17 protein-coding genes are annotated in these 14,043 nt (G+C 56.8%); 3 read left to right on the forward strand and 14 right to left on the reverse strand.

The features are described 5' to 3' along the window. Window positions 1-731 precede the first annotated feature (731 nt). Window positions 732-2,003, reverse strand: a complete 1,272-nt coding sequence (locus EC839_RS23665) for an IS4-like element ISPa1635 family transposase (protein WP_004423958.1) — start codon at window positions 2,001-2,003, stop codon at window positions 732-734. Between the two features lie 361 nt (window positions 2,004-2,364). Here EC839_RS23665 and sdhC point away from each other — a divergent pair, with 361 nt between their 5' ends. Then, window positions 2,365-2,739 carry a succinate dehydrogenase, cytochrome b556 subunit gene (gene sdhC, locus EC839_RS23670; protein ID WP_005005993.1) on the forward strand — a complete coding sequence of 125 codons (375 nt, stop codon included), beginning with the start codon at window positions 2,365-2,367 and terminating at the stop codon, window positions 2,737-2,739. A gap of 860 nt (window positions 2,740-3,599) precedes the next feature. Here sdhC and EC839_RS23680 read toward each other — a convergent pair. From EC839_RS23680 to EC839_RS23700, 5 genes are all read right to left on the reverse strand, one after another. Continuing rightward, window positions 3,600-3,866 (reverse strand): hypothetical protein, encoded by a 267-nt coding sequence (locus EC839_RS23680; protein ID WP_003464988.1) that lies wholly within the window; start codon window positions 3,864-3,866, stop codon window positions 3,600-3,602. Window positions 3,867-4,035: 169 nt separating this feature from the next. Then, a complete protein-coding gene (locus tag EC839_RS23685) occupies window positions 4,036-4,317 on the reverse strand; it encodes a DUF427 domain-containing protein (RefSeq protein WP_003464986.1) in 282 nt (93 codons plus the stop codon). Between the two features lie 67 nt (window positions 4,318-4,384). Further along, a complete protein-coding gene (gene grxC / locus EC839_RS23690; protein WP_005005995.1) occupies window positions 4,385-4,657 on the reverse strand; it encodes a glutaredoxin 3 in 273 nt (90 codons plus the stop codon). Window positions 4,658-5,110: 453 nt separating this feature from the next. After that, window positions 5,111-5,857: a ferredoxin reductase gene (locus EC839_RS23695; RefSeq protein WP_002118292.1), complete on the reverse strand. Its 747-nt coding sequence runs from the start codon at window positions 5,855-5,857 to the stop codon at window positions 5,111-5,113. Then, window positions 5,850-6,452 (reverse strand): sulfite oxidase-like oxidoreductase, encoded by a 603-nt coding sequence (locus tag EC839_RS23700; protein WP_003464980.1) that lies wholly within the window; start codon window positions 6,450-6,452, stop codon window positions 5,850-5,852. The genes EC839_RS23695 and EC839_RS23700 overlap by 8 nt, the downstream gene beginning before the upstream one ends. Before the next feature lie 467 nt (window positions 6,453-6,919). Between EC839_RS23700 and EC839_RS23705 the strand changes: the two genes are divergently transcribed. Continuing rightward, window positions 6,920-7,390, forward strand: coding sequence for a hypothetical protein (locus tag EC839_RS23705; protein WP_003464979.1), 471 nt, complete (start codon window positions 6,920-6,922; stop codon window positions 7,388-7,390). Between the two features lie 325 nt (window positions 7,391-7,715). On the opposite strand, the gene EC839_RS23715 is transcribed toward EC839_RS23705, so the two are convergent. From EC839_RS23715 to EC839_RS23725, 3 genes are all read right to left on the reverse strand, one after another. Beyond that, window positions 7,716-8,009 carry a DUF1330 domain-containing protein gene (locus EC839_RS23715; protein WP_003464978.1) on the reverse strand — a complete coding sequence of 98 codons (294 nt, stop codon included), beginning with the start codon at window positions 8,007-8,009 and terminating at the stop codon, window positions 7,716-7,718. Between the two features lie 58 nt (window positions 8,010-8,067). Further along, window positions 8,068-8,499, reverse strand: a complete 432-nt coding sequence (locus EC839_RS23720) for a heme-binding protein (protein ID WP_005006001.1) — start codon at window positions 8,497-8,499, stop codon at window positions 8,068-8,070. 72 nt (window positions 8,500-8,571) lie between these two features. Next, entirely contained in the window at window positions 8,572-9,585 is a 1,014-nt protein-coding gene (locus EC839_RS23725) for a zinc-binding alcohol dehydrogenase family protein (protein WP_002118279.1), read from the reverse strand. A 75-nt stretch (window positions 9,586-9,660) separates the two neighbouring features. On the opposite strand from EC839_RS23725, the gene EC839_RS24375 reads away from it, so the two are divergent. Continuing rightward, a complete protein-coding gene (locus tag EC839_RS24375) occupies window positions 9,661-9,828 on the forward strand; it encodes a hypothetical protein (RefSeq protein WP_016487060.1) in 168 nt (55 codons plus the stop codon). 204 nt (window positions 9,829-10,032) lie between these two features. Here EC839_RS24375 and EC839_RS23730 read toward each other — a convergent pair whose 3' ends face one another. The 5 genes from EC839_RS23730 to istB form a co-directional block, all read right to left on the reverse strand. Further along, window positions 10,033-11,001: a magnesium and cobalt transport protein CorA gene (locus EC839_RS23730; RefSeq protein WP_003464971.1), complete on the reverse strand. Its 969-nt coding sequence runs from the start codon at window positions 10,999-11,001 to the stop codon at window positions 10,033-10,035. Continuing rightward, window positions 10,998-11,702 (reverse strand): glutathione S-transferase N-terminal domain-containing protein, encoded by a 705-nt coding sequence (locus EC839_RS23735; protein WP_003464969.1) that lies wholly within the window; start codon window positions 11,700-11,702, stop codon window positions 10,998-11,000. The genes EC839_RS23730 and EC839_RS23735 overlap by 4 nt, the downstream gene beginning before the upstream one ends. Window positions 11,703-11,842: 140 nt before the next feature. Beyond that, window positions 11,843-12,382 (reverse strand): peptide-methionine (S)-S-oxide reductase MsrA, encoded by a 540-nt coding sequence (gene msrA / locus EC839_RS23740; RefSeq protein ID WP_003464967.1) that lies wholly within the window; start codon window positions 12,380-12,382, stop codon window positions 11,843-11,845. Window position 12,383: 1 nt separating this feature from the next. Next, window positions 12,384-12,827 carry a peptide-methionine (R)-S-oxide reductase MsrB gene (gene msrB, locus EC839_RS23745; RefSeq protein WP_003464965.1) on the reverse strand — a complete coding sequence of 148 codons (444 nt, stop codon included), beginning with the start codon at window positions 12,825-12,827 and terminating at the stop codon, window positions 12,384-12,386. A 520-nt stretch (window positions 12,828-13,347) separates the two neighbouring features. Then, window positions 13,348-14,043: IS21-like element ISPst3 family helper ATPase IstB (istB, locus tag EC839_RS23750; protein ID WP_132833211.1), on the reverse strand; the 696-nt coding region annotated here is incomplete at its 5' end.

Consider the following 14,043-nt stretch of genomic DNA (forward strand, 5'->3'; position numbering starts at 1 on the left):
AGCGGCGACACAGCACGCTGGGGCACATCAGCCCAGAGGCCTTCGAGGCCAGGATGTGTGCTTAAACCCGTGTCCACGGCTGCTGGGCAAGATCATATTGATTTCAGTGCAGATCGTCTTGGGCGGTGCAATTCGCGATGAAGGGATCGCCGTGGAGAGCGATGAGTGCACTATTTCGATAAAGGAGTCGTTTTACATAGGTCGATGAAGCGCGTTGCGGCATCGCCTACTGTCATTTCTCAAATCTGACTATGGGGCTTGGGGCGAAGGGCGGCACTGACTAGGCTTAGAACAGCTACCAACTAGCCGCGCGGCCGCGATGCACAAAGAATGGTAACTGAGCCGTGAGTGCGGTGGGCGCCCGCATTTATTTCCAAACCCTACAGATACATCGATCTTCGACTTCAACCGGGCAGATAGCTGTTGCAGCAAGCCTATCAATCGACTTTGACGTGTTAAAGAGGATAGGTTTTCCAGGGTTGGGGAACAGCCAATGTCATCAACCTAAGCTGCAGCCCTGCCCAAGGCAAGCCCCCCGAAGCAGCCAGCCGCCATGGCCGTCGGGCGATGACCAGGCCTCTGCCGCTCAATCAGGCGGTCTAGCTGGGCTGGCGGTGATGTGATCATCGTCTGTTCCGGCTGTCTAGGCGAGATTTCTCGTTCTCCGGACGAGCCTATGCCGACCGCTTGTGGCCAGCTTTTTTGCACGGAGGTTGGGCGGTGGTGTTTCTTCAGCGCGTCGGTTTGTAGCCCTCACAACCTCGGCTGGCTGCGCGTTTGCGTTGGCGCGCAAAGCTACGGCCTGAGCGTACGGCACTGAGGCTTTTAGCCATCAAGGCCAGCACATTGCTCAGCCCCTGAGCACAGTGCCGCACCAGCAGCTCGACCAGGGTATTTTTGAGCCGTGACACGCCTTGGGTGAAGTTGACTTTCCATCGCAGCTTGCGACCTTTGTGGCGCTGTTCGATGACCGGCTGTAGCAGGTGCTGCATCAACAGCGCCAGGTTCTTCAACAGTTGAGCGGCATGAAAGTCCTGCTTTACAGCGGTCACGCTGCGGCCGCTGAAGTTGTCCAGCGTCAGGGTTTGTTTGAGGCGACGGAAATCGGTTTCGATGCCCCAGCGGCGGTGGTAAAGCTCGGCAAACACCTCAGCGGGAAAGGCTTCTCGATCCAGCAGCGAGGTCAGCAATACTTCGCTTTCGCCGTTGGCCAACTCGACCCGGATCAGTCTCAGCTCGATCTGGCTGGCAGGATCAACGCCAGCCTCGGAGCAGAACAGACGTGCTTCAGGATGGTTGGCCACGAAAAGCTGTGTGTCTTCAACTTGGCCAGAGTGTAGAAACGCTTTGACCTGGGCGTTATAGCCACAGGGCAGGCGCATCAGAAAGTGCCGCTGTTGCTGCGCGAACAGCGCGAATAACCAGTGCCCAGGGTAACCACGGTCAAACAGCGTCAGGCTGTCAGCCGGCAGGTGCTCAAGGTGCAGATGGGCACAGTCGCGCTCGCCGACGGTCAGGGGCACGATCAGGCTATGCAAGGTTTGACCGTCAGCGACTTCGTAGAGTGTGGACAAGCGAGCCATGGGAAAGCCAGAGTGACTGCCAAAGAAGGTCGCCATGGTCGACTCCAGGGGTAAATGCACGGTCGAGCCATCCACCGCGAGCACCCTCAGCCCACGCCACTTCTGACGCAGCCCGAAGCAGTCAATTTGTTGCTGCAGGAGGCGATTGAGACTTTCAAATACCTCGGGGTTGAGCTTTTTGCGCGCTTTGCAGAAGGCCTGCGCAGTGACCATTTGCGTCTCAGTCGACGCCTGATTGAGTACGCGATAGAACTGATCGAGTTCGGTTTGCAGGGCCGTGCGCGGCTGATTGAGCAGGAACAGGACGAGGTTCTTGAAGGTGAGCTGGCGTCGGCGGGTAAAGTCTTGAGGATTCTGGCGGTGGGCGGCGATGAAGGCGGGACAATCGAGCGGGCTGGTTATTTTTTGTACAATTTTCAAGCCAGGGTTTGGCTGGCGGTGTCAAGCGATGCGGTATAGGTAGTCAAAAGGGCTTCTCCCATGCACTGATTTGAGCGCTAATTATATGATATTTATGGATAATTTCCAAAGTTGATGACATTGGGGGAACAGCATGCCCTGCAGAACGACACACGTCACTTTTGTTAAATTAATAAGCTAGCTACCTATTGGGCATAACCTTGCAATTTGCTTCAATTTACGCACATGCACTTGCGACCTCAAAATGCAACGTAAGCCCCGAATATCTCCATTATTGTCGCCGCCAGCCTTAGTTACAGCTGCTATGATGAATGAGATCGAAAACTGAAATCCCCCACTAGAATTGTTGACTGGAGTCAAAATGAATAAAAAGCGGCCGGTTAATCTTGATATTCGAACCATTCAGCTTCCTCTCACGGCGCTTACATCGATTCTGCACCGGATTTCAGGAATTATGCTCTTTATTTTTCTGGGACTGATACTGTATATGCTGAGCAAATCGTTGGAGTCAGAAAAGGGTTTTAATGAAGTCAAGGAGATTTTTTCTTCACCTTTCGGCAAAGTTAGTTTCTGGTTGGTATACTCTTCATTTATTTATCATCTCGTAGCCGGAATTCGACACCTAGTTATGGATGTGGGTGTTGGTCATACTTTGAAAGGCAGCAATCGCGCCTCTACTATTGTTTTAGTAGTGTCGGGTGTTTTAATGGTTGCTGGCGCCGTATGGATTTGGTAGCTGTGGAGTCGTAATGCGTATTTACAAGGACTAAAAGCGTCCTTTAAAGCTAACTTACGAAAGTATTTATAATCGACGGTTCACGCTTAAACGGTTGAATCCTTTCGGGCTTCCGAATAGCTGTTAGCTGAAAGCTATCATGAGCTAAGTTTTCTGTGCATCATCAAATGTGTTAATGGGAGCGCCATAGTACTAGGTACAAATATGGCTCTAGGACAATGTTAGATGTTTTGGATTTTGAGGCGGATCGCTCTTATCGAAGATCGTCTAATTCGCTCTGAAGCGCAGGTTTTTTGAAACTATCACCTGGTTGGCACACTGTGCGAATCAACATCAGATATGAGAAAGCCAATCAGGTGAACACTACCCTCGAGGGCTCATCTGTCCAGTTAAAGCCTCGAGTCTTTCTGGGTGCGCAAAAGACAAGAAGGTTATATGGGAAAATTATGAGGCCTGGATACCATGCGTCATGGGCGTGCCGATGCTGTGAGTGACAGAGCGAGAAGCAAGTGAAAGTCCCTGAAGTAGGGGCGGGATGCGCCCGAGTGGCATTTTTTGTCTTAAGGTAGATCGCGTAGCTGTTCTTCAGAATAATCTTCAGAGCGTTGACGACAGCCATCGCTGTGCATTCCTCAAGAATAGAATGTGTCGGAAGGGTGGCGTCATTGGTGTTAGTCATCGCTTAGGATTTCTCAATCTGGCTTACACGGGCGCCTGTACCGATATCCCCGCGGATGGCGACGTATCGATGTTGAATTCCTCGCCAGACGAAGTGCAATGAGCTGCGGCTATAGGCTTGCGCAGCCTTAGATAGCCGGCCGTCGCAGGCGCGCCGGTTGGCCGGGATCTTCTTCTGCCCGTCAGGTGTCCGGTCGGAACTCCAGCACGAACGCTACGACCTTTTCGGCGGACATTTCGCACGGCTTCAACAATGTCCTATCTGATGTAACGCGGAAGAGGTTGAAGCTGACAATGTCAGTCCCGTCCAACTCCCTGGCGAACAGACTGTTGCGACGTCCGTCCCCAGATCGCCGGACGATCAAGCTGAAACGCCGGCCTTCATAAGTCCCTTCTCTGTATCCCTCCGCAAGCTTCGCGAAAGCGGCATCGAACTCGGAATGCTCCATGTCATCCATCCTTATTGATAGAACAGAGGCGCGGCGGGTGCGAGACCGCCAGTGCCGGGTCGCGCTAAGGTGCCGGGCAGATTCCTGCAGCCGACGAGGCCCGGGGTGGGCAGGATAATTGAGATGTCGGCGCCCGCATGGCTATCAGCGAAGTCGTCCGTCCAGTCTGCTAGGCAACGTCCACGCCTTTCCAGAAAGCGATGTAATCCCGGATACCCTCGGCATCCGGAGTGGGGGCGGGATAGGTCCAAGCGGCGTTCACGTTGAGCGCGTCACCCGCGCGAACATGAAAGAAGCGCGCGGCGCCTTTGATCGGACAGACAGATGTGTGCGGGCTCATCTCAAGCAGGCTCAGGTCGACTCCTGACGGTGGGAAGTAGTGATTTCCCTCGACGATGACTGTTTCGTCGCTTGTGGCGATAGTAGTGTCTTTCCAGATGGCTGAGACCAACGGACTCTCCTTTTGTATTCATCAACCGGCGAAGGCTCGCGGGCTGGCTGCCCCAAGCCGCACCTCCTCAGGTGGCAGGCGGGTTGCGCCCGAGAAGTTTGTCGAGCTCGCCTCTGACATCGAGCGCGAATAGCTCATCGGAGCCACCGATAAGGGTGCCATTGATGAAGATCTGCGGCACGGAGCTTCGCCCCGACGCTTCCGCCATGGCCTGCCGGTGAGCCGGATCCGCCTCAATATCGAGCTCCTTCCATCGCACGCCCTTTTCCTTGAGGAGCGCCTTCGCTCGGCGGCAGAACGGGCACCAATTCGTGGTGTACAGCAATACATCAGTTGTCATATTGCATCTCCGGCAGTTGCACGCGGATCGCTGTCATGGCGTTGATCTCCAATTCGCGGCGTTCAAAGATGGCGACTGCACCTTGGCCGACATCGGAGCAGATGCTGACGATTGGCCGCTATCCAGGCGACATGGCCCAAAGTGCTTTCACCGCCAGGCAGAGGCCGCACGCGCCTCCTGTAGCGCCGAGCCGATGCTCTAAGGTAACCGAGCCTCGATTGGGACGGAAGCGGTCCCGCTCGAATCGCCCATCATGCTGGTCGAGCATATCAGGACGACGGATAGTGCAGGAACTTTCAAATTGAGCTTGATGTCGAGCCAGGTATCGCGAGCGAAGGCGTTCTAGAGGCCGGGGGGTACGAAGACTGTGTTCGGCAAAACGGTTCACGTTGATCGCCAAAGCTTCCCAGGGCGCACGTCTACGATCGGCGCGACGTGAGATAGCTCGCGCCGCTAGCCCCCGTAGCGCTCCGTCTTGATGATGGAGGCGTCCAAGCCCGCCAGCAGCGCGCTATCGGTTGCGATGTTGACGAATCCGTTAGACCCGCAGACGAACACTTGCGTCGGCTTTCCCTGAAGCCTGGTTAGAATTTCTTGGACCATCATGCCGTCGATCCGTCGCGCAAAGTCCGATGCGCGAACCGGTTTCTCGCGCGTAATCGCGAGCGCCAGGACGAACGCCGGATCGCTGATTTCGATGCAATGAAGTTCTTCTGAGAAGAGAACGTCCTCGGCGGTTCGTGCGGACAGGAGCAACGCTGTCGGAACGGCTTGGGCCAATGCGCGGCGCTGCCGGATCATTGCCATCAACGGCACGAGGCCGGAGCCTCCCCCGATCAACAGAACCGGATCTATGGCAGGCTCAGGCCAAAGGAAATGGCCACCGAGCGGACCGCGAACTTCGATTTCGTCACCAATCGCCGCGATGTCGTGAAAAAACGGCGAAACTTCGGCATCCGGCATGCGCTCGATAGCTATCTCGACGATCGGGGTCGAAACTGCCGATGACGCGATCGAGTAGCTGCGCATTGCACTGTAGCCGTCGGGCGCGGTCAGCCGGATATCGACGTGCTGACCTGCGGTGTGCGCGAACGGCTTGCTCAACCGAAGGAAGAAGCTCTTGATACTCGGTGTTTGCTGGATGATGTCGTCGATCACGCATGATTGCCACGAACGGACTTGCGCTTCGTTTTCAGTCATGGGTGTATCGTTGTTCGCGCCACGGATCGCCGTAGATGTGATAGCCGTGCAGCTCCCAAAAGCCGGCCTCGTCACGCGTCGTGAATTGCAGCGCATTCACCCATTTGGCGGATTTCCAGAAGTAAAGGTGCGGCACTAGAAGACGCGCCGGCCCCCCATGATCGCGGGAAAGTGGCTTGCCCGCATAACTGAGGGCGACCATCGCTTTCCCGGAAAGCAGATCCGTCAGAGGGACGTTTGTCGAATAATTATCGTAGCAGTGCGCCAAGACGAAATCGGTAGGCCGATCAAGCTCTGCATCTGCAAGGATGTCTTCAATGAGTACACCCTCCCAAACGGTATCCAGTTTGGACCAAGAGGTGACGCAGTGAATATCCTTTGTCACCTGGGTCTTTGGTAGAGTGTTGAATTCGCCCCAATTCCACGTTTTGACGGGCTTCGGACCAATTTTGACTGTGAATTTCCAGTCGGAGGGCTCTACCCTCGGCGTAGGGCCGGCCGACAGAACAGGGAAATCCTCCACCAGATGCTGACCTGGCGGAATCCGATCGGACTGGTCGCCTGAACCGCGACCGGTGAAACCTCTGGTGACCATAGTGACCCCTCTTGCTCGATACGGCAGACCGAAGCCGGCCTTCATTTCAGTACTCTGCGTAAAGCATTTGCCCGCACATCCGCCGAATAAGCCAATCGACTAAAAATCAGATACAGATGCTCTATCATCGTAAAAAATCGCGTATCGAACATAGCGTCAGGCCAGCATGATTCCCAATACCCAATGGCTATAGGGTAGATAACCCCAAGGCTGCGTACGCTGATCTGCGGTATGCGGAGCGGAAGTTGCAGGTTCGCTCTCAAACGGATGGGCAGCGTGCAAAGCTCAAGGCTCACCAGCGCATGGTTGCCCAGTTCGCGCTCGCCGGCAGCTTGAGTATATTAAGGACGAAATGTCGATCTGATCTATTCTGGCTTCAGGAAATAGGGAAAATAAGGTCGGACGTTCGCGCACCGTCGCGACGCGCGATCATCCACTAAGCTTCTGTATCGGGGTTGGAGGATCAGATGAACGAGATCGAACGACAAGCGCCTGAGCTGCGGGTGCAAAAATGGATTGGCAAAGATGGGGAAAGTATCGCGCCGTTCAAACTGTCAGATATCGGGCCCGGCCCGAAAATCTTGTTTGCCTTCCAGCATTGGTGCCAAGGTTGCCATTTGCATGGGTTTCCGACGCTACAAAAGTTGCATGCAGCGTTGAGCTCAAAAGACGTGGGGTTCGCAGTGATCCAGACCGTCTTCGAAGGAACGCATGAGAATACCTTCGAGAAGTTGCGCGTGAACCAGCTCAAGTATGAGCTTCCTATCGTTTTCGGTCACGACGAGCAACCGACCGGCTCGCCGTTTCCAACCTTCATGGAAGACTACCGCACACGAGGAACTCCGTGGTTTACGGTTATCGACGCTGGCGGTAGCATTGTTTTCTCGGACTTCCATCTCGACGCGGAGCGACTAGTGAAGCAACTTGAGCAAGGTTAATCGTTGGAAGGTGGGCAATCATCCTGATTGCCACCCATCCCCTGATGCCCACTACAGGCGTTGCGCGCTGTAACTCTGTTGATCAGCGTGCGAAAACCCGGATCCGGATAGGAGGAGCGTCAACGATTGAATCAATCCGTTGGGAGAGGGCGGCTCCGCTCCGTCAGCTCGGCAATAGATAACCCATTCTCGCCGAGCAACTCTCTGATCCGATCGACGATATGAGCCCCTAGCGCCGCTGTCTTGGTCCCCCCCACAGATTCCCAAGATGCGAGTTCACACGCCGATACCTCGTGGTCAGCGCCGAAGTGCTTCTGTCGGTATGTCACCGCCGCCCTTCAATGATAAAGGCGCGGTAACGGGAACCGGCAAAGCGATGAGCAGCGATGGTTTGGTAGGCGGGACTGTCATACCAGTCGCGAGCGGCCTGCATCGTCGGGAAACGCAAGATTACGGCCCCTTCGATGGGCGGCCCCTCCAAATGCTGGATCGCGCCATAAGCGGCGAGAAAGGTAACGTCGTGACCATCGAACGATGGTCCGACGCCTGCAGAATAGGTTGCGAGTGCATGTGGGTCGCTGGTTTCTTCCCGCGTAAAGACGACGAACGCTTCCATCATTAGGCCTCTCAAAGGTTGGATCTGTTGGCCATTACCACCGGTGATGGCCTCACAGTCGTCAGGCTGGCAACTGGAACCCGATTTTCATGAGTGCCTCGACGCACGCATCCTGATCCTGCTGATAGTTGCCTCCGGAGATGCCTATGCCGCCGATCAACTTCCCATCCTCCAGAATCGGATAACCGCCGCCGACAGCGACCATCCGAGGGCGATAGGCTAGCGGCGCCACTTTTGGATCGTTGGTCACATAGTCGTTCCAGACATGGGTCGGGAACCCAAACGAGGCGGAACTCCAGGCCTTGTCGATGGCAACATCGACGGTAAGGAACGGCGCATCGTCGGTGCGCTCGAACGCGCGCAGGTTACCGGTGGCGTCGACGACGGCGACGGCAGCCGGGATGCCGATGGCACGGGCCGCAGCGAGCGCCGCGTCGATGAGGGCGACTGCGGTTTCGCGGTTGATCGAGGCGGTGGCAATAGATTTGGTCATGGGATTCTCATCGCTGGGGCATAACCCGTTCGGCTTTTTGAGGTTGGACAAGATGTTTGGCGATCGCGGTCGTTAGAAGCCTTCGAGGACGATCTTGCCTTTAGCCGCGCCACTTTCGATCAGTGCATGCACCGTCTTCAGATTGGCGGCATTGATCGGCGACAGTCGCCGGGTCAGCGTCGTGCGGATTTTGCCGTCGTCAACCAGCGCTGCCATCGCATCCAGAATCTCGCCCTGCTCATTCATGTCGGGCGTGCCGTAGATCGACCGCGTGAACATCAGCTCGTGGTGGATCGACACCGCCTTGCGCTTGAAAACCATGATATCGAATGCCTTGGGATCGTCGATCAGTCCGAACCGTCCTTGTGGGGCGATCAGTTCGGCGATGTCGGCGACATGTTGCTCGGTATGTGTGGTCGAAAAGACGAAAGCGGGAGCACCGATGCCGAGTTCGGCGATCTGTGGCGCGAGCGGACGAGAATGGTCGATGACGTGGTGAGCTCCAAGCCCTCTTACCCACTCTTGGGTTTCCGGTCGAGAGGCTGTGGCGATGACGGTGAGGTCCGTGCGCTGTCGCGCGATCTGGACGGCGATCGACCCAACCCCGCCCGCGCCACCGATGATGAGGATCGCCTCCGCCGCACCGGGTACGGGCTTCGCCACGTCCAGGCGGTCGAACATCGCCTCCCAGGCCGTCAACGTCGTCAGCGGCAGCGCCGCCGCTTCCGCCCAGGAGAGCGACGCAGGTTTGTGACCGACAATCCGGGCGTCGACGAGATGGAACTCCGCATTGGTACCGGGCCGTGTGATCGATCCGGCATAATAGACCTCGTCGCCTAACTCGAACTGCGTGACGTCGGGGCCGACCTCGCGCACAATCCCGGCGGCATCCCATCCCAGCACCTTCCAATCGCCATCTGCCGGCGGCGTGCTGTTGCGGACCTTGTAGTCGACCGGGTTGACCGAGACGGCCTTCACCTCAACCAGGATATCGTATCCTGCAGCGACAGGCCGAGGCAGATTGATGTCGACCAGCGCGGCATCCGCGGCGATGGGTCCCGGAACCTTGTAACCAATGGCTTTCATAAATGTCTCCAGCTTGCTTGATCGGATGACGCGAATGCTCGTTAGTCAACTTCTTCTACATTGAGGTCCCGACTCTTGAACTGGGTCGCGGTAGCAGATTTCATCGAACACGTCGATCAACAGGCCCTTATGCTCGGTCGCCGGATCGGTGATCGCGTAGAGGGTGGAGGCGTTATCGCCATCATCACCGCTTCCGAGGCGAAACGCCGCGTCGACGCAGATGCCGCACGGACCGATGGTTGATCCTGGCTCGAGATCGACGAGATTGCTGTCCTTGACGCGCTATTCGCGGTCTTAGCCCTTGGCGATGAAGGACTGAACTGCTTGTAGAGCGTCGGTCAGCTGCTATGTCATGGACGCACCTTCATCTTGAGTTGGATTGGACAAGCTTCCGTATAAGGCCCGCTGTAACCGTCAGATGACGGCGAAGAAAACGATGGGCAGTATTCACAGCCACTTAGCCTTCTTGAAGCGCACAAATAGGAAAACGCACGATATCGCTATCACTCCGAGCACGACAAAGTATCCGTAGGCCGTGTCCAGCTCCGGCATGTGCTTAAAGTTCATGCCGTATATTCCAGCGATCGCCGTCGGGACTGCCAGTATTGCCGCCCAAGCCGCCAGCTGGCGGGTGATCACCCCCGTCCTTTGCGCTTCAAGAAGGCTGCTGGCCTCAAAGACCGTGGACAGGACAAGCAGGAGGCCGTCGACCATGGACTGCACGCGGTGGACATGGTCCGCGACGTCGTGGAAATATGGTGTCATTTCGGCGCTGATGCAGGGAAAGTGGCCGCGAACGAGCTTTCGCACCAGCTCGGCCATAGCCCCGAGCGTGCGCTGGAACCGCGTGAGTTCGGACCTTAGTTCGAAGATTCGCGCCACCTCTTCTGGCCCGAGGAAATCGTGCAGCGACCGTCGCTCCATCGCCAGGACGTCGTCCTCGATCATTTCGAAGATGGGCAGATACTGGTCGACCACGCGATGCAAGATCGCGTGCAGCACATAGTCGACACCCTTGCCGAACTGCGTCGGCGATGCCTCGAGTTGCTCCCGAAGTTTGCCCAGCGCTCCGGCATTGCCGTGCCGCACGGTGATAAGGTGATTGTGACCGGTGAAGATCGCCATCTTGCCGTAGCTGATCCGGTCGCCGACCAGCTCGGCGGTCTGCGCGACGACGTACAACTCATCGTTGTAGACCTCGAGCTTGGGCGGGCACAGCGGGTGCATCGCGTTGTCGATCGCCAACGGATGAAGATTATATGTCCTTTGGATCGCGAGTAGTTCCTCGGGGGTGGGTTCGCTAAGCGCGATCCAGCAGAAGCCCGAGCGACTCTCGCCCAACTTGACGTGCTCATCGAGCGCGATTTCGCGAACTCGCTTGCCTTCGTTGTAATAATAGGCGGCGATGATGCTCATGCTGGCCTCGCGGGAATGTGGAGGCCACGCTGGACGGCCGGTCGAGCCAGCCCGCGTCCAAGCCATGCGCGGACGTTCGAAAAGCTGCTGAGGCCAAGGATGTCACCCGCAGCGTAGAATTCCACCAGCGCATTCACCCAGCCGAGCGTCGCGATGTCCGCGATCGAATAGTCGTCGACGATCCAGTCGCGGCCTTCCAGCCGGCGATCCAGAATCCCCAGCAGACGCGTGGATTCGTCGATAAAGCGCTGTTGCGGCCGCTTGTCCTCATAGTCCTTGCCGCCAAATCGCAGGAAGAAGCCGAGCTGACCGAACATCGGCCCGATGGCCGACATCTGAAAGAACACCCACGCTAGGGTCTCGTAACGCTGGCCTGGTTCGGTGGAGATGAACTGACCCGTCTTGTCGGCCAGATAGAGGAGGATCGCACCGGATTCCCATAAGGCGATGGGTCTACCGTCAGGGCCAGCCGGATCGATGATCGCCGGTATGCGTCCGTTCGGGTTCAGCGACACGAACGCCGGATCCTTCGACTCGTTGTTCGAGATGTCGATCAGGTGGGGCTCGTACGCCAGGCCAGTCTCCTCAAGCATGATCGAGACCTTGACGCCATTGGGCGTAGGGGCTGCGTAGAGTTGCAGGCGATCGGGATGAGATGCCGGCCAGCGCTGCGTGATCGGAAAGGACGAGAGGTCTGGCATAAATCTGCGATCCTGGTGTTGCGATGGCGACTGACTGGAACGAGCCGTCACTCTGAAGTAGGGTTCGATGACCGCGTCGCTGAACGACGCGGTCACGAAGATTGCGGACCGGATCGGCGCAGTGGCAACGGCAGTGAAGCCTATTCCGCCGCGGTCCCGGCCGCTGGCTGTACGTCGTCAACCTTTTGGCGCTTCGGAAGCACCCAGCCGGGACGGACGAAGTGGCAGGTGTAGCCGCCCGGGCGCTTCTCCAGATAATCCTGGTGATCGGGCTCGGCCTCCCAGAACTCGCCGACCGGCTGGACCTCGGTCACCACTTTGCCATCCCACAGCCCCGAGGCATCCACATCGGCGATCGTATCCTCGGCGACGCGCTTCTGCTCCTCGTCGACATAATAGATGCCCGACCGGTAGGAGAGCCCACGATCATTGCCCTGGCGGTTCAGCGTCGTCGGATCGTGGATCTGGAAGAAGAATTCCAGGATGTTCCGGTAGCTCGTCACTGTCGGGTCGAAGACAATCTCGATCCCCTCGGCATGCGTGCCGTGATTACGATACGTGGCGTTCGGAATATCGCCGCCCGTGTAACCCACACGGGTCGAGATGATGCCGGGCCGCTTGCGGATCAGATCCTGCATGCCCCAGAAACATCCTCCTGCGAGAACAGCGCGCTGATGCATGTTAAGCCTCCTCTACTTGATCGAGATATTCACCGTATCCCTCGGACTCCATCTCGTCGCGCGGGATGAAGCGAAGGGACGCTGAGTTGATGCAGTACCGCAGACCGCCGCGGTCGGAAGGACCATCGGGGAACACATGGCCGAGATGACTGTCTGCGTGTACTGACCTGACCTCCGTCCGGACCATGCCGTGTGCGCTGTCCCGCACCTCGTTCACGTTTGCCGAAACGATCGGCTTGGTGAAGCTGGGCCAGCCAGTACCCGAATCGAACTTGTCCGTCGAAGCGAACAGTGGCTCTCCCGACACTATGTCGACGTAGATGCCAGGCTCCTTGTTGTCGTTGTACTCGCCCGTGAAGGGCCTTTCGGTGCCCGCCTCCTGGGTAATTCGGTGTTGCTCGGGAGTCAGGTGGTCGATTGCTGTCTGTGACTTTTCAAACTTCATTACAGTCTCCAATACTTATCTAGAGGGCCAGGCACGCTACCGCTAATTTTTTATGTCTCCTGATTTGCTCCTACAATGGTAGTGGGATGGCAAACGAGGTTTTACTAAGTGTTGGAAAATTAGAGATTTAAATTTCGCGTCTATTAATTCTAGCGCAACTGAGTGGTTAAGCAAGTACGTAATCAGTAAATATTAAAAAAATAACACAAAAGCACGATTATATAATACAGTGTCAGTGTTTTATGATAATCAACAACGCCTGTTTAGATGCTGGTAGATGCGAATTTTTTGGCGTACAGTCAAAATTTTCTGATGGTTGCTTAGTGTGTTGGCGCTGATGGAAAATTGACCCACCCTGCCGATTGAAATTTGACCCAGGGCGGATTGCTGATTTTGTTACCAGCAACTGTGGATAAGTCTACCAGCGCAGCTGCTGTTGCCCCCACTCCTTCGCTAGCCCAGTTCAGTTGTTTAAGACCTGCCACACGCAGCCATGTAGCAGGCCGTCGTCGCCATGAAATCAGAACGGCTCATCGTCCTCCGGTTCCTGGCCGCCCTTACGCTTTCGCTCCCGTGATTTGATCTTGGCCTGGGCCGCCAAGCTACTGTGTTGCAGGCGATAGGACTCGTTACCGGTTTCGACGATGTGGCAGTGGTGGGTCAGCCGATCCAGCAGGGCGGTGGTCATCTTGGCGTCGCCGAACACGCTCGACCATTCGGCGAAGCTCAGGTTGGTGGTGATCACCACGCTGGTGTGTTCGTACAGCTTGGATAGCAGGTGAAACAGCAACGCACCGCCGGCCTGGCTGAAGGGCAGATAACCCAGTTCGTCGAGGATGACCAGATCCATGCGCAGCAGAGCTTGGGCGATCCGCCCGGCTTTGCCGTCGTGCTTTTCGCGCTCCAGCAGATTGACCAGATCGACCGTGGAGTAGAAGCGCACGCGCTTGCCGTGCCGGGTGATGCCGGACACGGCCAGCGCAGTGGCCAGGTGGGTTTTACCGGTGCCAGGCCCACCGATCAGCACCACGTTCTGCGCGGTGTCGGTAAAGGCCAGACTGGCCAGTTCGCTGATCAAACGAGCGTCTGCGCTGGAGGCGCTGAAGTCGAAGCCGGCCAGGTCGCGGTGCATCGGCAGCTTGGCCATGTTCATCTGGTGGCTCACCGAGCGCATGGCGCGATCTGTGTGCTCTTGTTCCAGCAGGTGTTCGAGCAG

Source organism: Pseudomonas sp. JUb52 (genome assembly GCF_004341115.1).
Lineage (GTDB): Bacteria > Pseudomonadota > Gammaproteobacteria > Pseudomonadales > Pseudomonadaceae > Chryseomonas > Chryseomonas oryzihabitans.